The organism is Bradyrhizobium sp. UBA2491 (assembly GCF_002341725.1).
Classification (GTDB): domain Bacteria; phylum Pseudomonadota; class Alphaproteobacteria; order Rhizobiales; family Xanthobacteraceae; genus Bradyrhizobium.
This window is the reverse complement of the sequence record NZ_DDOP01000042.1, coordinates 66,003-84,223: the sequence shown is the minus strand read 5'-3', so window position 1 is coordinate 84,223 and position 18,221 is coordinate 66,003. Positions and strand designations below refer to the sequence as shown.

Sequence of the window (18,221 nt, the reverse complement as noted above, 5' to 3'; positions counted from 1 at the left end):
CCATCGCGCTTCGTTGTGAGTGCGTAGGCCGGAGTTATCCGGTTATAAAAGACGGCCAAGGAGGAGACGGACATGGCACGTGTTGCATTGGTGACGGGCGGAACGCGGGGCATCGGAGCTGCTATCAGCAAGGCGCTGAAGGCGGCCGGCTACAAGGTGGCGGCAAGCTACGCCGGCAATGATGCCGCGGCGGAGAAGTTCAAGGCGGAGAACGGGATTCCCGTCTACAAGTGGGACGTCGCATCGTTCGACGCCTGCGCGGAAGGCGTGAAGAAGGTCGAGGCCGAACTCGGCCCGGTCGACGTGCTGGTGAACAATGCCGGCATCACCCGCGACACCGCCTTCCACAAGATGACGCTCGAGCAGTGGAATGCCGTGATCAACACCAACCTCGGCTCGCTGTTCAACATGACGCGCCAGGTGATCGAAGGCATGCGCGCCCGCAAGTTCGGCCGCATCATCTCGATCTCCTCGATCAACGGCCAGAAGGGTCAGTTCGGCCAGGTCAACTATTCGGCGGCCAAGGCCGGCGACATCGGCTTCACCAAGGCGCTGGCGATCGAGAACGCCAAGGGCGGCATCACCGTCAACGTGATCGCGCCCGGCTACATCAACACCGAGATGGTGCAGGCGGTGCCGAAGGACGTGCTGGAGAAGAACGTGATCCCGCAGATCCCGGTCAATCGCCTCGGCGAGCCCGAGGAGATCGCGCGCGCGGTGGTGTTCCTGGCGGCCGACGATGCCGGCTTCATCACCGGCTCGACCCTGACCATCAATGGCGGCCAGTATCACGCCTGACGCGACCAGCGTCGTCGCGTCGCAGGCACACTATCGATGCAGTCGTGATGCCCGGCCTTGTGCCGGGCATTTTCGTCTTTACAACCGCCCGGCGCAAAGCAAAGAGGGGGCCGGCCGTGACATAGGCGAGCGGAAGCGACGCCGTCCTCCGGACGGCTAAGCCGGCTCCACGGATTGAGTGCAAATGACGACCCGGACTGCCACCCTTGTCGGACTGACCGCGATCCTGATGTGGTCGCTGCTGTCGGTCATGACGGTCGCGACCGGGACCATCCCGGCATTCCAGCTCGCCGCGATGACGTTTGCGATCGGTGCCGCGGTCGCGTTCGCGAGCTTCCTGTTCCGTCCCACAGCGTTCGGCGCCTTGAAGCAGCCGCTGGTGGCCTGGGTGGTCGGCGTCGGCGGCCTGTTCGGCTATCACGCGCTGTATTTCCTGGCGCTGCGCTTCGCGCCGCCGGCCGAGGCGGGCCTGCTCAATTATCTCTGGCCGCTCCTGATCGTGTTGTTTTCCTCGCTGTTGCCGGGCGAGCGGCTTGCGATCCACCACATCGTCGGCGCGTTGCTTGGCCTTGCCGGCACCGTGTTGCTGTTCGCCGGCAACACCGGCGCTTTCACCAAAGAGCAGATTCCAGGCTTCGCCGCGGCCTTTGTCGCGGCCTTCGTGTGGGCTGCCTATTCGGTGATGTCGCGCCGGCTCAAGGCGGTGCCGACCGATGCGGTGGCGGGTTTCTGTCTTGCGACCGCGGTGCTCGCGGCGGCCGTGCACATGATGGTGGAGACCACGGTGTGGCCAACAACATCGCTGCAATGGCTTGCGGTCATCGCGCTCGGCATCGGTCCGGTGGGCGCGGCGTTCTTTGCCTGGGACATCGGCATGAAGCGCGGCGACATCCGCGTGCTCGGCGCCGCGTCCTATGCCACGCCGCTGCTCTCGACCGCGTTCCTGATTCTTGCGGGCTTTGCCAGGCCAAGTGCCAACATCGCGATCGCCGCGATCCTGATCGCCGGCGGCGGGCTGATCGCGGCGAAGGATATGGTGTTGAGGAAAAGAACGTAGATGTAGGATGGGTAGAGCGCAGCGAAACCCATCATCTCGCCATGCGGACCGAAGTAGATGGGTTTCGCTGCGCTCTACCCATCCTACGAAGCTAGCGAGCCGGCTCCCAGCCCTTCGGCGCCAGTTCGAACTTCGAGAACTCGAATCCCGGCGCGACGGTACAGCCGACCAGCGTCCAGTCGCCGCCGCTTTCCGCCGCCTGCCAGGCGCCCGCCGGCACGATCGCCTGCGGTTGTTCGCCGCGCGCGACATCTGGCCCGAGCCTGATCGATTGCTGCGGGCCGCCATCCTGCGCGATCCGCAGGGTCAGCGGCGCGCCGGCGTGATAGTGCCAGATCTCGACCGCGTCGATGCGATGCCAGTGCGAGCGCTCGCCGCGCGCGAGCAGGAAGTAGATCGCGGTCGAATGCGCGCGTCCGGCGGCGTCAGTGCGCTCGTCGCGAAACGTCTCGCGATAATGCCCGCCTTCGGGATGCGGCTTCAGATCGAGCCGCGCGATGATGTCGGCAGCCGAGAGGTCGGCCATCACGACTTGTTCTTGCGCTCGCGGAGCTCGCCGAACACCAGCGCCGGGTCGGCGCCCTTCATGTGCAGCTTGGCCGCGACCGCGGGCTCGTCGGCGCGCAGGAACACGTTGGCCTTCTTCTCGTCGCCGAGCAGCACGGGAATCGTCGGCTTGTTCTCGGCCCGCAGCCGGGTGACTTCCTCGGCGCGCGCTTGCAGGGCCGCATTGTCGGGCTCGACGGTGAGTGCGAACTTCACATTCGAGGCGGTGTATTCATGGCCGCAATACAGGCGAAAATCGTCCGGCAGCGAGCGCAGCTTCAACAGCGAATCCCACATCATCGGATAGGTGCCTTCGAACACCCGCCCGCATCCGATCGAGAACAGCGTGTCGGCGGCGAACACCGCCTTCTCGCCGTCGAACACATAGGAGATGTGGTCGAGCGTATGGCCGGGGGTTTCGACCACACGGGCCAGCAGGCTGCCGACCTTGATGACGTCGGCATTGGCGGCGCGCAGGTCGACATTGGCGATCTTGGCCGACTGGTCGTGCGGGGCGACGACACGGCAGCCATATTTCTGCTTCAGCTCGGCGACGCCGCCGACGTGGTCGCCGTGGTGATGGGTGATCAGGATGTCGGTCAGCGTCCAGCCTTCGCGCTCCAGTGCCTTGATGATCGGGGCCGCCTCCGGCGCATCGATCGATGCCGTCGCCTTGGTGGCGGGATCGTGGATCAGGTACCCGAAATTGTCGGTGAGGCAGGTGAAGGTACGAATTTCGGCGGCCATGATATCTCCACGAACAAACGGGGCGGGCGCTTCAGAGCATGATGTTTTCGAAAAGCCGGTATCCACCTTTTGGGATCGTGCTTCTAACGCGCCCTATATAGGGGTGAAATATGGCGTTAACGCTCCCGCGGCAACGCAATTTTCGGCGCACTCCGGCGCCGGGGGGCATGGTAGGCTGGCGAGCATGGACGTCATCGACCTCCGCGACTTCTATTCGCAGCGTCTCGGCATCGTGGCGCGGCAGCTGATCAACCGTGGCATCCGGGCGCGCTGGCCCGATGCGGAAGGCCAGCGCGTGCTCGGCTTGGGCTATCCGACGCCTTATCTCGGCCTGTTCCGTGAGTCCTGCGAGCGCTGCATCGCCTTCATGCCGGCGGCCCAGGGCGTGCTGAAATGGCCGACCGGCCGGCCGGCGCTGGCGACCCTGGTCGACGAGTTCTCGATGCCCTTGCCGGATGCCGCGGTCGACCGCGTGTTGCTGGTGCATGCGCTGGAGATGTCCGACGACCCGGAACGGTTGCTGCGTGAGGTGTGGCGGGTGCTGTCGCCTTCGGGGCGGCTGATCGCGATCATTCCGAATCGCCGCGGCGTCTGGACCCGCACCGATGCGACGCCGTTCGGCCACGGCCGGCCCTATTCGCGGGCCCAGATCACGCAGCTGTTGCGGCAGACCTGGTTCACGCCGTCGTCATGGGGCGAGGCGTTGTTCATGCCGCCGGTCCAGGGCAGCTGGTTCCTGCGTTCGGCGATGGCGTGGGAGCGGGTCGGGGCGACGCTGTCGATGCCGTTTGCCGGCGTGCATATCGTGGAAGCGAGCAAGCAGGTCTATCGCGCGATCCCGGCGCGCCGCGAGCGCACGCGGCTGATCCCGTCATTGCAGCCGGTGCTGGTGCCGTCATCGACGGCGACGCGTAAATCCAGTCACTCCGAGTCGTAGTCCGCCCCGAAGTCGTGGAATGAATAGGCTGATCTATCCACACCGTCATGGCCGGGCTTGTCCCGGCTATCCATGTCTTCCGTTACCTGGAAGCCAAGACGTGGATGCCCGGGACAAGCCCGGGCATGACAAATTTGTGCGCGTTACTCGTTGCCGGGATTGAAGTCGTCGCTCGGCGCGGGCTGCGCGGCCATGTCGGGACGCGGGCCCGCCGGACGGCGGCGCCGCCGCGGGAAGCGCTCGCTCCGCTCGCTGCGCTCTCCGCCGCCATTGCCTTCATACGATCCGTTGACCTGCGGCTGCGCGCCACCGGTGATGAAGGAGGGCAGGCGATCGACGCCACCGGCATCGGCCATCGCGGGCTGCGGCTGGCTCTGCGGTTGCGGCTGATATTGCGGCTGCGGACGATGCTCACGTTCGCGGTGCTCACGCGGCTGCTGGTCACGCTCGCGATGCTCGCGCGGCTGCTGCTGATCGCGCTGATAGGGCTGCTGGCCGTTCTCGCGGACGAAAGGCTGCTGCTGTTGCGGCACGAAGCCCGGCTCCTGGCCGAAGCTCGAATAGCCGTCGCTGTCGTCGTCATTGTCGTCGGTCGCGACCGGCTCGGCGTCGGGGCGCGGCTGCTGCTGATTCTGCCGGAACTGCTCCTGCGCCGCGGCGATGATCCGGTAGTAGTGCTCGGCGTGCTGGTAGTAGTTCTCGGCTGCCACCGGATCGCCGGAGGAGCGTGCATCGCGCGCGAGCTGGACGTATTTCTCGGCCACGTGGGAGGCCGTGCCGCGGATCTTGATGTCGGGGCCGTTCGATTCGTAGACCCTCGTCAGGGGGTTCTGGCCGCGCCGGTTATTGTTGTTGTTATTATTGTTGTTGTTATTCCGGTTGCGCATCCGCTTGTTGTTCTGACCGTTTCTCATCTGTCGCCTTTTATTCCAGCCCTGAAGTTATTGCAGTCCACCGTTCGATTCGGCGCGCGCCCGGGCGCACGGAATCACAACACCGTTTGAAGTGGCTTCGATGTCGCCGGCCATCTCGTTCAGTAAAGTCGCGTTCAGCAAAGACGCGTTCCCCAAGCGCCGGCCAAACACGCCAGCGACTAAATCATTCTGCCCGTCGAGACAGGCCCAGTTCTCGTGCGTAAGTGTTCAAGCGCAATAACAGGCTTTCGTTCGCTTGGCAGTCAGAGCGGCACAGCTTCGGCTATTGCGCTCAATGAGACCTGCGTTCCTGGAACCTTTCGATCGGCGGGCTCTGCTGAACCCTGGTCATCACCCGTAACGGTTACGGGGCCAGCACCGATGTTGTGGCCGGAACGTAGTCGTTCCCCGGGGATATTCCAAGAGGTTTTTTTGCGTTCCAATAGGACTTTATCTGGGCAGCCGGCGCCCCGAAACGGCCCTCGGGACGCCCCCGAGATCGGCCTTGGGCGGCCCCGTTGGGGATAACCCGGAGGCCGTCATAAGGGCTTCAACGTCGCCAGCCTGGCCCTGCCCGATTTCCACAACCAGAAATCCATGTGGCGTCAAAAGACCCGCAGATTGCGAAATCAGCGCCCGGTAGGCGTCGAGCCCGTCGGCGCCGCCATCGAGCGCCGCGCGCGGATCATGCTCGCGCACCTCGATGTCGAGACCTGCGATGTCGGCGGTGGTGATGTAGGGCGGGTTGGACACGATCAGGTCGAACGCGCCGCTCAGCCCGCTGCCATAGTCGCACTCGATCCAGGTCGTGCGACCCGCAAGTCCGAGCTCGGCGGCGTTGCGGCTCGCCGTCCGCAGCGCCTCCCCCGAGATGTCGGTGGCGAAGCCATGCGCGTTGGGCAGTTCCGAGAGCAGCGCCAGCAGGATCGCGCCGGAGCCGGTGCCGAGATCGGCGATCCGCAACGCGCGCTCGGTCGCATTGTCGGCCCGCAGCAGCTCGAGCGCGCGCTCCACCACGGTCTCGGTATCGGGACGCGGCACCAGCGTCGCGGCCGAGAGATGCAGCGGCAGCCCCCAGAACTCCTTGACGCCGACGATGCGCGCCACCGGTTCGCCGGCGAGGCGGCGCCGCGCGAAGTCATCGAGGCAAGTTGATTCATCCGGCGTCAGCAAGCGTTTGGCGCCGGTGACCATGCCGGTCAGATCGAGCCCCGTCGCGGCGCCGGTCAGCAGCCGCGCATCGAGCTCGGCGGCGTCGTTGCCGGCCGCCTTGAGGCGCGCGGCGAGGGTGCGCCGGGCGCTCTCGACGGTCTGGTTGCCCTGTTCGGCTGATGCGCTCATCGCGCGTTGTTAGCCGAAGGTCGATCCGGCGTCGATATCGCTTGCGCCTGTTGCCGCCGCAGCAGCACGGTCGAAGCTGCGAATATCCAAGCGGAATACGCGGTCATGACGGGCCATGACGACCAGATTATCTTCGCCAGGATACTCCGCCGCGAGCTGCCCAGCTAAAGACTGATGAGATTAGGTTGAACTGGAACGGCGTCGAAGGTTCACCTCTCCCTTGGGAGAGGTCGATTTGCGCAGCAAATCGGGTGAGGGGTTACGGTCTATCGAGAGAGCAAGAGCCCTCACCCGGATTGCACTGGACGATGCTTCGCATCGCCATGCGCAATCCGACCTCTCCCCAGCAGGGAGAGGTGAACCGAGACCGCGCAAAACCGGTTCAACCAAAACTCATCCCGCATTAGACTCCGAGATAGCGTTGCAGCACGTCGGGCTGGGCCTTGATCTCCTGCGCCGGCCCTTCATGGACGATGTGTCCATTGTTGATGATGTAGATGCGCTGCGCCAGCGCGAGCGTCGCGGCGAGGTTCTGCTCCACCAGCACGATGGTCTGGCCGGCCTCGGCCAGGTCGCGGCAGGCCTTCATCAAGTCGCGCACGATCACCGGCGCCAGCCCCTCGAACGGCTCATCGAGCAGGATGATCTTGGGATCGCGCACCAGCGCGCGCGCGATCGCCAGCATCTGCTGCTCGCCGCCGGAGAGGTCCGTGCCGCGATTGCTTCGCCGCTCGCGCAGCCGCGGGAACATCTCGTAGATCCGCTCCAGCGGCCAGCGCTGCGAGGCGGTCAGCCCTGCGATCACCAGGTTCTCCTCGACGCTCAGGCTGCCGAAGATGCGGCGCTCCTCATGGACCAGCTGCATGCCGGCCTGTGCGATCTTGTGGCTCTTCTTGCCGGCGATATCGACGCCGTCGAACATCACCGAGCCGCGGCGCGGCGTCACCACGCCCATCAGGCTCTTCAGCGTCGTGCTCTTGCCGGCGCCGTTGCGGCCGAGCAGCGCCACCACCTCGTTGCGCTCGACGCGCAACGAGACGTCGAACAGGATGTGGGAATCCCCGTAATAGCTGTTCAGTCCGTTGACCTCGAGCAGGCTCATGCGGCGAGCACTCCATGCACGCCGCCGAGATAGGCCTCCTGGACGGTCGCGTTGTTCTTGATCTCCTCCGGCGTTCCCTCGACCAGCACGCGGCCTTCCTGTAGCACGGTGACGCGCTCGGCGAGTTCGAACAGCGCATCCATGTCGTGATCGATGATGATCATGGTGCGGCCCTGGCTGATCGACTTCAGCAGCTTCACGGTCTCGACGCGTTCGCGCGGGCTCATGCCGGCCAGCGGCTCGTCGAGCAGCAACAGGCTCGGCGATGTCGCCAGTGCCAGCCCGATCTCCAGCCGGCGCTTCTCGCCATAGGCGAGCTCGGAGACCGGCGTATCCGGCCGCTTGGTCAGGTTGACGAGCTCGAGCGTCTGCTGCACGCGCTCGGACAGGCCGGGGATGCTGTCGATGCTGCGGAACAGGTCGAGCTTGAACTTGCCGCGCAGCCCGGACAGCGCCGCGATCACCAAATTCTCGCGCACGGTCAGCCCGGCGAACAGTTGGTTGACCTGGTAGCTCTTGGTCAGGCCGAGCTGGCAGACGTCGGTGACGTTCATGCCGGTGATGTCACGACCCTCGAACATGATGGTGCCCGAGGTCGGATGCACCTCGCAGGTCAGCATCTTGAAGAAGGTCGACTTGCCGGCGCCGTTCGGGCCGATGATGCCGCGCAGCTCGCCGTGATTGACCGTGAAGTCGATGTCGCTGTTGGCGAGCAGACCGCCATAGCGCTTGGTCAGGCCCCTGGCCTGAAGGATCGGGCCGGACGGATTGCCCTGGGCGCGAGGTGGCGGTGCGGGCATCGCGGCCGCCGCCGCGGCGTGCGGTTCGCTTGCGACGGCCGCGACCTCCGACTCGCTCTCGTCCGGCTCGCGGGCGCGGCGCTGTCCGGTCAGCAGGCGATAGAGATCGGCGAGGCCGCCGATGATGCCACGGCGCAGGAAGCAGACCAGCAGCACGAACACGATGCCGAGCACCAGCTTCCAGGCCGCGCCGAGCCCGAGCGCCGCCTGGAGGAAGTCCTGCAATGACAGCCAGACCGCGGCGCCGACCAGCGGCCCGAACAGCGTGCCGCGGCCGCCGATCGCGGTCTGCATCACGAGCTGCCCCGAGGTGTCGAAGGTGAAGGCGTCGGGCGGCATGAAGGCCTGTAACACGCCCAGGAGCCCGCCGGCAAAGCCGGCATAGGCGGCGGCGATCACGAAGGCGGTCAGCTTGTAGCCGTGGATGTTGTGCCCGACCGCGGTCGCCCGCAGCGGATTGTCCCTGATCGCGCTGAACACCGCGCCGACCGGCGAGCGCACGATGCGCAGCGCGATCACGACACCGATGAAATAGCACAGCGCCAGGAACTGATAGAGCGACCAGCCGGTGGTGAAGTGCAGCGTGGTGAAGCCGAGATTGAAGCTCGGGGTCGGCACGCCCGGCAGCCCGTTCTCGCCGCCGGTGAAGTCCGACAGCGGATTGAACTCGACGAAGAAGAACACCTCGGCGATCGCGACCGTGATCATGGCGAAGTAGATGCCGGTCCGGCGCAGCGCGATCAGGCCGATCAGATAGCCGGCGGCGGCCGCCGCGATCATGCCGATGACGAGCGCGAGCACGACGTTCGGGAAGCCTGCGCGGGTCAGGAGATAGGCGGCGACGAAGCCGCCGGTGCCGTAGAAGGCCGACTGGCCGAACGACAGCAGGCCGGTGAAGCCGAACAGGATGTCGAAGCCGAGGCCGAACAGGCCCCAGACCAGGATCCGGTTCACCGTATTGGGCGCGAAGCCGAGCCATGGCAGCACGAAGGGCGCGAGAATCAGGCCGGCGGCCGTCAGGAACTCGATCAGGTATGGGCGCTGTTTCAGCATTCAGGAATCCGTGGTCATTCGCGGCCCTGCGTGCCGAGCAGGCCGTGCGGTCGGAGCACGAGCACGAGCGTCATCGCCGCGAACAGCATGACGTAGGCGTAACCGGGGTTGAACATCGAGGTGATGCTGATGATCTCGCCGGCGATCAGGCCGCCGAGGATCGCGCCGGGAAACGAGCCGACGCCGCCGATCACCACCACCACGAAGGTCTCGACCAGGATGTCGTCGCCGACGCCCGGCGTCAGCGACACCACGGGCGCATTGATGATGCCGGCGAAGCCCGCGGCCATCGCGCCGATGCCGAACACGATCATGAAGACGCGGTAGACGTTGATGCCGAGCGAATCGACCATCACCGAATCCTCGATGCCGGCGCGCACGATCATGCCGAGCCGGGTGCGGTACAGGATCAGGAACAGGCCGCCGAGCGCGACCGCGACGATGCCGACCACCGCGAGCCGGTAGGTCGGGTAGAACAGGAAGCCGAGCGAGGTGATGCCTTGCAGCATCGCCGGCGGCGGCACCACCTGCGACTGGCTGGTGAAGATCAGCCGCACGATCTCGACGAAGCAGATGCCGAGGCCGAAGGTCACCAGCAGCTGGTCCTCGTGCGGGCGATGATAGAAATGGCGGATGATGATCCGCTCCATCGCGACGCCGAGCGCCATCACGAACAGCGATCCGGCGATGACGGCGAGGATGAACGAGCCGGTGTAGGAATAGGTCACGTATCCGGCGTAACCGCCGATCATGAACATGGCGCCGTGGGCGAGGTTGAGCACCCCGAGCGTGCCGTAGATGATTGTCAGTCCGGAGCTGATCAGTGCGAGCAGCGCGCCGAGCGCAAGCCCGTTGAATAGCTGCGAGACGAAATTCGGCCAGTTGATCATGACATGCGTTCAGTTGGCCCGGTCAATGGAGGCAGGCGTTTCGACACAAAGCGGCGCCGCGGGTCGGGTCGCCCCGCCCACGGCGCCGAGTTTTCCCACGTTTGATCAGGTATAGTCGCCGAGATGGCAGCCGAACGCGTCCGGCTTCTGCATCAGGCCGTCGCCGGGGACGATCTCGACCACCTCGTAATAGTCCTCCTTGTTCTTCATCTCCTTTTCCATCTTGCCGCGGACGATGATGACGGGGCGGACGCACTGGTGATCTTCCGGGCGATAGTGCACGTCGCCGACCAGCGACGGGATGGTTTCGCCCTTCTCGTAGGCCTTGATGACGTCGGGCGGATAGAAGCTGCCGGCTTCCTCGACCATGCGGGCCCAGTGCGCGAAGCTGACATAGGCGTTCTCGGCGCCCCATTCCGGCTTGTAGCCGAACTTCTTCTCGAAGGTTTCGTTGAACATCTTGGCCAGCGGATATTTGTCCTCGATGGTCCACCAATAATCGGTGGCGGCGTAGACGCCCTGCATCAGGCCGCCGGTCTCGCGGGCGATGAACGGCACCTGGTAGGGCACCACGAGCTTCATCTTGTCGAGCACGCCGAACTGCTTGGCCTGCTGGGTCGACAGCACGGCGTCATGACCCCAGTTGACGTTGATCAGCACGTCGGCGCCGGAATTCGCGACGTTCAGCAGGTATGACGAATAGTCCGGCGCGCCGAGCGGCGAGACCTGGTTGGTGACGGTGGTCCAGCCCGCCTGGGCGAGCGAATCCTGCATCGATTTGGTGACGGTGTGGCCGTAGGTGTAGTCCGGCGTCAGATAGGCGGCCTTCTTGTTCTTGCCGAACGCCTTGATCATGACCGGTGCGATCGCCGCCGCTGCGGTCTGGCCGAAGAAATTCTGCCGGAAGCCGTAGCGCACGCAGTCCTTGCCGGTGGTGTCGTTGGAGCCGGAGATGCCGCAGACGAAGATCACCTTCTCGCGCTGCGCCAGCTTGTTCAGCGCGACCGCGACCGCGCTCGACGTGCCGCCGGTGATCATCACCGCCTTGTTCTCCGAGATGAAGCGCTGCTGCGCCTGCACGGCCTCGTTCGGCTTCGCCGCGGAATCCGCGACGCCGAACTTCAGCTCCTTGCCGAGCACGCCCTTGCTGGTCTTCGGCGAGATTTTCTTGATCAGCTCGTGGCCGCTGTTGATGTGCTCGATCGCGAGCTGGTAGCCCTTCAGCTCATCCTCGCCCTGCACCGCGTAGGTGCCGGTGCGCGGCACCGAGATGCCGATGAAGACCGACGATCCGGAGGTGCCAGCGGGAAAGGTCCCGATCGCCGGATGGTCCTCGGCGAATGCCCTCGACGCGATCGAGGCCGGCAGCACGGTGCCGCCGATCAGGCCTGCGCCGGCTTGTAGCAAGGTGCGACGCGAGACGTTCGTTGCGCTGCCCGGCGGAAAATCCTTGGTGCTCATCGCTTGGTATCCTCCAATTATATTATTATTGGCGCGCAAGGTCAGTCGTCGCGGATCGGAGCGATCCGCGGCACGACGCGCCGGCTGCGATGTGGCAGCCTGTCGCGGCTAGCATTCCCCACCGGGATATTTAGTCAATGTCGCCTTTCGTCGAATCATATCGGCCTACGATCGATTAATATCGGTCAACGATACATCGAGGGTTTACCGTCCGGGCATCGGTCCTGTAGTGAAGCACGATGGTCGAAGAGCCCCCAGGTCAGGTTGGCAGTTCCGAAGCGAAGGCGGCGGCCTCATCGTGCGACCTGAGCATTCGCGCGGTCAACGTTCTGAAGGAGCTGTCGGTCGAGCTGCTCGATGAAGTGCCGCCGAAGATCGGCTGGACGCCGCCGGACGATCTGCTGCGCCTCTTGACGGCGAGCCATCTTGCCACCGCGCGGAACTGCGGGCGGCAGACCATGCGTGAGATCGTCGAATGGGCCGAGGCGCGCGGGATATCGATCCCGTCCCCGCACCATACCGGCAAATCGCTGTCGGAGATCTGGGGCGGTCTGGTGGCGCGCGCGTCGGCCGGCGATCTGACCAAGAGCGAGATCACCGAGGCGCTGGAGAAGTCGATCCGCCGCAGGAGCCCGCGGATCCCGGTCGCGTTCCAGATCGTGCTCTTGAAGATATTGAGCTCAAGCTACGATCACTGGCCGCAGCCGTGACGCTTGGCCGCACGGCGCGACCGGCAAACCGTTGAAAACATGAGTGCAAAAGGCTGCCGGTAGCATGGTGCGTGCAGCTCGGGCTTGATAGTCTCGAATCGCGTCTGCCGTCCGGCGGAGCGAGCCAGAGCGGGACGACTGAATGCCTCCACCACGACAGCGAGCCCCGGCCGGGGCTGCGAAACGCAATGCGGCGACCGCGACGGTGGACTATCGGGCGTTGGCGCGGTTTCGCTACGAGCTGCGCACGTTCCTTGCGTTCAGCGAGGAGGGAGCCCGTCAGGCCGGATTGACGCCGCAGCAGCATCAGGCGCTGCTCGGGATCAAGGGCTTTGCCGAGCCCGGCCCGCCGAGCGTCGGTGACATCGCCCGGTTCCTGCTGATACGGCATCATTCCGCCGTCGAATTGATGAACCGCATGGCGAAGCTCGGGCTGGTCAGCCGGGTGACCGATCCGGAGGATGGTCGCAGGGTTCAGCTCAAGCTGACCGCGAAGGGCGAGCAGAAGCTTCAGGTGATCTCGAAGAAGAATGTCGAGGAGCTCCGCCGTGCCGCGAGCCCGGCATTGCGCCGCTTGCTGCGATCCTCTCCGCAGCCCGGCGGCGCGCTTTAGGCCGCCGCGCCCTGCGCCGCGAGCTGCGCAGCCTGGTGCTCGGTGGTCAGCGCGTCGATCAGTTCGCCGAGCGCTTCGCCCGCGATCACCTGCGGCAGCTTGTAGAGCGTCAAATTGATGCGGTGGTCGGTGACCCGCCCTTGCGGGAAATTATAGGTGCGGATGCGCTCCGAGCGGTCGCCCGAGCCGACCTTCTCCTTGCGGTCGGCGGAGCGCGCGGCTTCGACGCGCTGGCGCTCGGCGTCATAGATGCGCGAGCGCAGGATGTTCATCGCCGAGGCGCGATTCTTGTGCTGCGAACGGCTGTCCTGCATCATGACAACGATGCCGGTCGGCAGATGGGTGATGCGGATCGCCGATTCGGTCTTGTTGACGTGCTGGCCGCCGGCGCCGCCGGCGCGCATGGTCTCGATCCGCAGGTCGGTGTCCTTGATGTCGACGTCGACGTCCTCCACCTCGGGCAGCACCGCGACTGTCGCGGCCGAGGTGTGGATGCGGCCCTGCGTTTCGGTGTCGGGCACGCGCTGCACCCGGTGCACGCCGGATTCGAATTTCAGCTTGGCGAAGGCGCCGCGGCCCTGCACCTCGGCGATGATTTCCTTGTAGCCGCCGACGGTGCCCTCGCTCGCCGAGATCACCTCGACCTTCCAGCCCTGCAAGGCCGCGAAGCGCTCATACATCCGGAACAGGTCGCCGGCGAACAGCGAGGCCTCGTCGCCGCCGGTGCCGGCGCGGATTTCCAGCATCACGTTGCGGTCGTCCATCGCGTCCTTGGGCAGCAGCGCGATCCGGATCTTCTGCTCGAGCTCGCCGATCCGCGCCTGCAACGTTTCCAGCTCGGCTTCCGCCATGCTGCGCATTTCGGCATCGGTGCCGGCATCGGCCAGCATCGCCTCGGTACCGGCAAGCTCTGACCGGGCCGAACGATAGGCCTTCACGGCGTCGATCAGCGGATTGAGCTCGGCGAGTTCGCGGGTGATCGCGACATAGCGGTCGGATTTGACCTCGCCGAGCAACTCGGCCTCGAGCGAGGCGTGGTGGGCGAGCAGGACGTCGAGTTTGGCTTCGGGGAGCATGGCGGTATCTCGAATTGCGGAAGGCGTGAGCGGGCGGTGACAGCGACGGCAGCGTCGCTACAAGGCCAGCCCCTCGGTTTCCGCAAATTTCGTCAGCGCCTCGCGGATCGAGACGCTGCCGACCGGTGCATCCAGCAGCGGATTGATCATCGCCTCGGCCTTTTTGGCATCGAGGTCGAGGATCAGCGCCTTGACCGGGCCGTGCGCGGTCGCCGACAGCGACAGCGAGCGATAGCCGAGTGCGATCAGCGCCAGCGCGCCGATCGGCTTCGAGGCCATCTCGCCGCACAGCGAGGCGACCTTCTTGGCGGCCCTGGCCTTGCGCACGATGTCGCGCAGCGCGCGCAGGATCGGCGCCGACAGGATGTCGAAGCGCTCGGAAACCTTGGAGTTGCCGCGGTCGACCGCGAACAGGAACTGGAACAAATCGTTGGAGCCGACCGAGACGAAATCGACCTTCTTCAACAGCTCGTCGAGCTGGTAGAGCAGGGCCGGGACCTCGACCATGGTGCCGATATCGATGCGTTCGGGCAGCGAATGGCCGTGCTGGCGCAGATAGGTCAGCTCGCGTTCGACGATCGCCTTGGCCTGGTCGAACTCGGCGATGTCCGAGATCATCGGGAACATGATCTTCAGCGCGCGGCCGCCACCGGCGCGCAGCAACGCGCGGATCTGGCCACGCAACAGGCCCGGACGGTCCAGACCGAGACGGATCGCGCGCCAGCCGAGCGCGGGATTTTCCTCGACCACGGTCTCCATATAGGGCAGCGCCTTGTCGCCGCCGATGTCGAGCGTGCGGAAGGTGACGGGCTTGGCGCCCGCCGCGTCGAGCACGGTACGATACAGCGCGAGCTGGTCGCTGGAGCGCGGCAGGCTCGGGCTCACCATGAACTGCAATTCGGTGCGGAACAGGCCGATGCCGGCGCTGCCGGTCTCCTCGATATGCGGCAGGTCGATGGTCAGGCCGGCATTGATCAACAGTTCGATCGGTTGGCCGTCTTTGGTCACGCAGGCCTTGTCGCGCAGCGCCGAATATTGCGCCTGCCGCCGCGCCCGGAACCGGACGCGCTCGGCATAGGCCGATTCGATCTCGGCGGAGGGGCGGACATAGATCTCGCCGGAAATGCCGTCGACGATGATGGCGTCGCCCGGATCGGCGATGCCGGGCGCGTTCGGCACCTCGCCGACCGCGGGAATGCCGAGCGCGCGCGCCACGATCGAGACGTGGGAATTCGCGGTGCCTTCCTCCAGCACCAGGCCGCGCAGCCGCTTGCGGTCGTAGTCGAGCAGCGCCGCCGGACCCATCGCGCGGGCGATCAGGATGGCGTTGTCGGGCAATTGCTCGCGCGACGGCGCGTGGTCCTGGCCGACCAACTGCCGCATCAGGCGATGGCCGAGATCCTCGAGGTCGTGCAGCCGGTCGCGCAGATAGGGATCGGTCGAGCGCAGCATCCGCGCGCGGGTGTCGGACTGCACGCGTTCGACGGCGGCTTCCGCCGTGAGGCCGGTGGCGACCGCCTCGTGCAGCTTGTGCGACCAGCCCTGGTCGTTGGCGAACATGCGATAGGCTTCCAGCACCTCGCGGTGCTCGCCGCCTTCGGCGACGTCGCCGCGCTCCAGCATGCGGTCGAGGTCGGCGCGCAGATTGGCCAGCGCGGTGTCGAGCCGCTTGATTTCCTTCGGCAGGTCCTCGGCGATGTAGTTGGTGATGACGACGCGCGGCTCATGCAGCACGACATGGCCGAGCGCGATGCCGTCCGACAGCACCGCGCCGGTCTTGTGCAGCGAATGCCGCGCCGCGGGCTCGGCGCCGGGCTGGGCCAGCGCGGCAAGCTCGCCGGACGCGATCATCTCCGCCAGCACCATGGCGGTGGTTTGCAGCGCCTCGACCTCTTCCTCGACATAGGTCCGCTTGGCGCGGTTCTGCACGACAAGCACGCCGAGCGTGTTGCCGGCGCGCAGGATCGGCACGCCGAGGAACGAGTGGTAGGCCTCTTCGCCGGTCTCCGGGCGGTAGGCGAAGGCGGGATGGTTTTGCGCGTCGGACAGATTCAGCGGCGTCGCCTCGCTGGCGACCAGGCCGACCAGGCCCTCATGCGCGCTCAGCACGGTGCGGTGCACCGCGTCGCGGTTCAGACCTTCGGTGGCATAGAGTTCGAGCGTGTTGTCGACGCGCAGCACGTAGCAGGAGCAGACCTCGGCCACCATGTTGGCCGCGATCAGCACCACGATCTTGTCGAGGCGCTCCTGGGCGGAGACTTGCTCCGCCATGGTTTCGCGGAGCCGTCTCAACAGGATGCGTGGGCCTCCCGACGCGCTCCGCATAAGCTTCAGTCCCTCCCCACGAGACCGACCCACGAGGGTGGTCGGCCGCTGGCGTAAAACTCGTCAAAACAAACAATTTTAGTCGCTCGGCGCCGTTTCCCGCCGAATCGGGATCGCCAAAACTGTGGCACAGTTTGCGGCAGCCCACCTGACTGGCCGTATAGCCAATCGAGGCTTGCTTTGCCAAGCAAAACGCCTGCCAGTAGCAAATAACGTCTGCGTCAACGTAATGCTGCGCCCGCTAAGAGAAATTCTAACTCCGGGGCGGGGTAGTGGAGCACGGCTCCTTCTCTCCCCTCGTCATTCCGGGGCGTGCACAGCACGAGCCCGGAATCCATTTATCCACGGAACCTGCGGCCCGATGGATTCCAGGCTCGTGCTGCGCACGCCCCGGAATGAAGGCAGAGGGAGCTCCCCCTGCCGGCCTGGTCCCTCGATCGCCCCTACGCCTGGTCCAGCCCGTACAGGGTATGCAGGGTGCGGACCGCGAGTTCGGTATAGGCGGCGTCGATCAGGACCGAGAACTTGATCTCGGAAGTGGTGATGGCGCGGATGTTGATGTTGCGCTCGGCCAGCGCCTTGAACGCCTTCGCCGCGACGCCGGCGTGGCTGCGCATGCCGCTGCCGATCACCGAGACCTTGGCGACGTCGGTCTCGGTGTCGAGCCTGATGTAGCCGATCTTCGCCTTGGCGGAGGTAATGGTATCCCGGGCGCGGTTATAGTCGGTCGCCGGAACGGTAAAGGTGAGGTCGGTGGTCTTGCCGTCCTCGGACACGTTCTGCACGATCATGTCGACATTGATGTTGGCATCCGCCAGCGGCCCGAAGATCGCGGCGGCCACACCCGGCTTGTCCTCGATCTGGCGCACGGAGATCTGGGCTTCGTCCTTCGAGAAGGCGATGCCGGTGACGACGTGCATTTCCATGATTTCCTCCTCGCTGCAGATCAGCGTGCCCGGCGGCGTGCCGTGCGGGTCGATATCCTCTGGCTTGTCGAAGCTGGAGCGCACGAAGATCGGCATGTTGTGCACCATGCCGAGCTCCACCGAGCGGACTTGCAGCACCTTGGCGCCCTGCGAGGCCAGCTCCAGCATGTCCTCGAATGCGATCTTGTCGAGACGGCGCGCCTTCGGCACCACCCGCGGGTCGGTGGTGTAGACGCCGTCGACGTCGGTGTAGATGTCGCAGCGGTCGGCATGCAGCGCGGCCGCGATCGCCACCGCCGAGGTATCCGAGCCGCCACGGCCGAGCGTGGTGATGCGGCCGGTGTCGGGATTGATGCCCTGGAAGCCGGCGATCACGGCGACTTCCTTGCGCTCCTTGAAGCGGGTGATGATCTCGGTGCCGTCGATCTCGAGGATGCGCGCCGAGGCGTGCGCGTCGGAGGTCTTGATCGGGATCTGCCAGCCCTGCCAGGAGCGCGCCTGGATACCGAGGCCTTGCAGCACGATCGCGAGCAGGCCCGAGGTCACCTGCTCGCCGGAGGCGACCACCGCGTCATATTCGCGCGCGTCGTGCAGGGCGGAGGCATCGGTGCACCAGGCCACCAGCTCGTTGGTCTTGCCGGACATCGCCGAGACGACGACGGCGACCTCATGGCCCGCGTCGACCTCGCGCTTCACATGCTGCGCGACGTTGCGGATACGATCGATATTGGCGACGGACGTACCGCCGAATTTCATCACGAGGCGGCCCATGACGACGCGTCTATTCCTTTAAGAGGATAAGTAGGTTAACCCACGCCGAAAACCGCAAGCGCGGGGACCGAAAGGCGCGTATACATAGCGCCGCGCCCGGGGGCAAGCCGGTTCATGGGGGTCCCTTGGGGCCGTCTCGGCCGGTTGCCGGCGG

General features: G+C 65.6%; 16 protein-coding genes. 5 read left to right on the top strand and 11 right to left on the bottom strand.

The window, feature by feature from the left end; translation table 11 throughout:
- Positions 1 to 72 precede the first annotated feature (72 nt).
- Complete coding sequence (gene phbB / locus B2W55_RS13755) at positions 73 to 798, top strand: acetoacetyl-CoA reductase (protein ID WP_024581938.1); 726 nt, start codon at positions 73 to 75, stop codon at positions 796 to 798.
- 184 nt (positions 799 to 982) lie between these two features.
- Complete coding sequence (locus B2W55_RS13750) at positions 983 to 1,855, top strand: DMT family transporter (protein ID WP_024581939.1); 873 nt, start codon at positions 983 to 985, stop codon at positions 1,853 to 1,855.
- A 91-nt stretch (positions 1,856 to 1,946) separates the two neighbouring features.
- Here B2W55_RS13750 and B2W55_RS13745 read toward each other — a convergent pair whose 3' ends face one another.
- Together B2W55_RS13745 and gloB are read right to left on the bottom strand one after the other, a co-directional pair.
- Positions 1,947 to 2,381 (bottom strand): cupin domain-containing protein, encoded by a 435-nt coding sequence (locus B2W55_RS13745; RefSeq protein ID WP_024581940.1) that lies wholly within the window; start codon positions 2,379 to 2,381, stop codon positions 1,947 to 1,949.
- Positions 2,381 to 3,148, bottom strand: coding sequence for a hydroxyacylglutathione hydrolase (gloB, locus tag B2W55_RS13740; protein ID WP_024581941.1), 768 nt, complete (start codon positions 3,146 to 3,148; stop codon positions 2,381 to 2,383). The genes B2W55_RS13745 and gloB overlap by 1 nt, the downstream gene beginning before the upstream one ends.
- Positions 3,149 to 3,332: 184 nt before the next feature.
- Between gloB and B2W55_RS13735 the strand changes: the two genes are divergently transcribed.
- Positions 3,333 to 4,085: a class I SAM-dependent methyltransferase gene (locus tag B2W55_RS13735; RefSeq protein WP_024581942.1), complete on the top strand. Its 753-nt coding sequence runs from the start codon at positions 3,333 to 3,335 to the stop codon at positions 4,083 to 4,085.
- Positions 4,086 to 4,228: 143 nt separating this feature from the next.
- Here the strand turns inward: B2W55_RS13735 and B2W55_RS13730 are convergent, their stop codons facing one another.
- The 6 genes from B2W55_RS13730 to B2W55_RS13705 form a co-directional block, all read right to left on the bottom strand.
- A complete protein-coding gene (locus B2W55_RS13730) occupies positions 4,229 to 4,999 on the bottom strand; it encodes a DUF4167 domain-containing protein (protein WP_024581943.1) in 771 nt (256 codons plus the stop codon).
- Between the two features lie 450 nt (positions 5,000 to 5,449).
- A complete protein-coding gene (prmC, locus tag B2W55_RS13725) occupies positions 5,450 to 6,340 on the bottom strand; it encodes a peptide chain release factor N(5)-glutamine methyltransferase (RefSeq protein WP_024581944.1) in 891 nt (296 codons plus the stop codon).
- A gap of 403 nt (positions 6,341 to 6,743) precedes the next feature.
- Positions 6,744 to 7,442 (bottom strand): ABC transporter ATP-binding protein, encoded by a 699-nt coding sequence (locus B2W55_RS13720; RefSeq protein ID WP_024581945.1) that lies wholly within the window; start codon positions 7,440 to 7,442, stop codon positions 6,744 to 6,746.
- Positions 7,439 to 9,295, bottom strand: coding sequence for an ABC transporter permease subunit (locus B2W55_RS13715; RefSeq protein ID WP_024581946.1), 1,857 nt, complete (start codon positions 9,293 to 9,295; stop codon positions 7,439 to 7,441). Before B2W55_RS13715 ends, B2W55_RS13720 begins: the two co-directional genes overlap by 4 nt.
- A 14-nt stretch (positions 9,296 to 9,309) precedes the next feature.
- Complete coding sequence (locus B2W55_RS13710; RefSeq protein WP_024581947.1) at positions 9,310 to 10,185, bottom strand: branched-chain amino acid ABC transporter permease; 876 nt, start codon at positions 10,183 to 10,185, stop codon at positions 9,310 to 9,312.
- A gap of 105 nt (positions 10,186 to 10,290) precedes the next feature.
- Positions 10,291 to 11,646, bottom strand: coding sequence for a substrate-binding protein (locus B2W55_RS13705; RefSeq protein WP_024581948.1), 1,356 nt, complete (start codon positions 11,644 to 11,646; stop codon positions 10,291 to 10,293).
- A gap of 239 nt (positions 11,647 to 11,885) precedes the next feature.
- Between B2W55_RS13705 and B2W55_RS13700 the strand changes: the two genes are divergently transcribed.
- Together B2W55_RS13700 and B2W55_RS13695 are read left to right on the top strand one after the other, a co-directional pair.
- Positions 11,886 to 12,356, top strand: a complete 471-nt coding sequence (locus B2W55_RS13700) for a hypothetical protein (RefSeq protein ID WP_024581949.1) — start codon at positions 11,886 to 11,888, stop codon at positions 12,354 to 12,356.
- A gap of 142 nt (positions 12,357 to 12,498) precedes the next feature.
- On the top strand, positions 12,499 to 12,969 hold the full coding sequence (locus tag B2W55_RS13695) for a MarR family winged helix-turn-helix transcriptional regulator (protein ID WP_024581950.1): 471 nt from the start codon (positions 12,499 to 12,501) through the stop codon (positions 12,967 to 12,969).
- Here B2W55_RS13695 and prfA read toward each other — a convergent pair.
- The 3 genes from prfA to B2W55_RS13680 form a co-directional block, all read right to left on the bottom strand.
- Positions 12,966 to 14,045 carry a peptide chain release factor 1 gene (gene prfA, locus B2W55_RS13690; RefSeq protein WP_024581951.1) on the bottom strand — a complete coding sequence of 360 codons (1,080 nt, stop codon included), beginning with the start codon at positions 14,043 to 14,045 and terminating at the stop codon, positions 12,966 to 12,968. The two genes, B2W55_RS13695 and prfA, sit on opposite strands and share 4 nt — an antisense overlap.
- A gap of 57 nt (positions 14,046 to 14,102) precedes the next feature.
- Positions 14,103 to 16,370, bottom strand: coding sequence for a phosphoenolpyruvate--protein phosphotransferase (ptsP, locus tag B2W55_RS13685; protein WP_024581952.1), 2,268 nt, complete (start codon positions 16,368 to 16,370; stop codon positions 14,103 to 14,105).
- 443 nt (positions 16,371 to 16,813) lie between these two features.
- Positions 16,814 to 18,067, bottom strand: coding sequence for an aspartate kinase (locus B2W55_RS13680; protein WP_024581953.1), 1,254 nt, complete (start codon positions 18,065 to 18,067; stop codon positions 16,814 to 16,816).
- Between the last annotated feature and the right edge of the window lie 154 nt (positions 18,068 to 18,221).

Excerpts from the sequence above, each read along its gene's own strand:
- B2W55_RS13720 (WP_024581945.1), bottom strand. The coding sequence starts at position 7,442 with ATGAGCCTGCTCGAGGTCAACGGACTGAACAGCTATTACGGGGATTCC.
- B2W55_RS13730 (WP_024581943.1), bottom strand. The coding sequence starts at position 4,999 with ATGAGAAACGGTCAGAACAACAAGCGGATGCGCAACCGGAATAACAAC.
- B2W55_RS13695 (WP_024581950.1), top strand. The coding sequence starts at position 12,499 with ATGCCTCCACCACGACAGCGAGCCCCGGCCGGGGCTGCGAAACGCAAT.
- phbB (WP_024581938.1), top strand. The coding sequence starts at position 73 with ATGGCACGTGTTGCATTGGTGACGGGCGGAACGCGGGGCATCGGAGCT.
- gloB (WP_024581941.1), bottom strand. The coding sequence starts at position 3,148 with ATGGCCGCCGAAATTCGTACCTTCACCTGCCTCACCGACAATTTCGGG.
- B2W55_RS13700 (WP_024581949.1), top strand. The coding sequence starts at position 11,886 with ATGGTCGAAGAGCCCCCAGGTCAGGTTGGCAGTTCCGAAGCGAAGGCG.
- B2W55_RS13735 (WP_024581942.1), top strand. The coding sequence starts at position 3,333 with ATGGACGTCATCGACCTCCGCGACTTCTATTCGCAGCGTCTCGGCATC.
- prfA (WP_024581951.1), bottom strand. The coding sequence starts at position 14,045 with ATGCTCCCCGAAGCCAAACTCGACGTCCTGCTCGCCCACCACGCCTCG.
- B2W55_RS13710 (WP_024581947.1), bottom strand. The coding sequence starts at position 10,185 with ATGATCAACTGGCCGAATTTCGTCTCGCAGCTATTCAACGGGCTTGCG.
- B2W55_RS13750 (WP_024581939.1), top strand. The coding sequence starts at position 983 with ATGACGACCCGGACTGCCACCCTTGTCGGACTGACCGCGATCCTGATG.
- B2W55_RS13715 (WP_024581946.1), bottom strand. The coding sequence starts at position 9,295 with ATGCTGAAACAGCGCCCATACCTGATCGAGTTCCTGACGGCCGCCGGC.
- B2W55_RS13705 (WP_024581948.1), bottom strand. The coding sequence starts at position 11,646 with ATGAGCACCAAGGATTTTCCGCCGGGCAGCGCAACGAACGTCTCGCGT.
- prmC (WP_024581944.1), bottom strand. The coding sequence starts at position 6,340 with ATGAGCGCATCAGCCGAACAGGGCAACCAGACCGTCGAGAGCGCCCGG.
- B2W55_RS13680 (WP_024581953.1), bottom strand. The coding sequence starts at position 18,067 with ATGGGCCGCCTCGTGATGAAATTCGGCGGTACGTCCGTCGCCAATATC.
- B2W55_RS13745 (WP_024581940.1), bottom strand. The coding sequence starts at position 2,381 with ATGGCCGACCTCTCGGCTGCCGACATCATCGCGCGGCTCGATCTGAAG.
- ptsP (WP_024581952.1), bottom strand. The coding sequence starts at position 16,370 with ATGCGGAGCGCGTCGGGAGGCCCACGCATCCTGTTGAGACGGCTCCGC.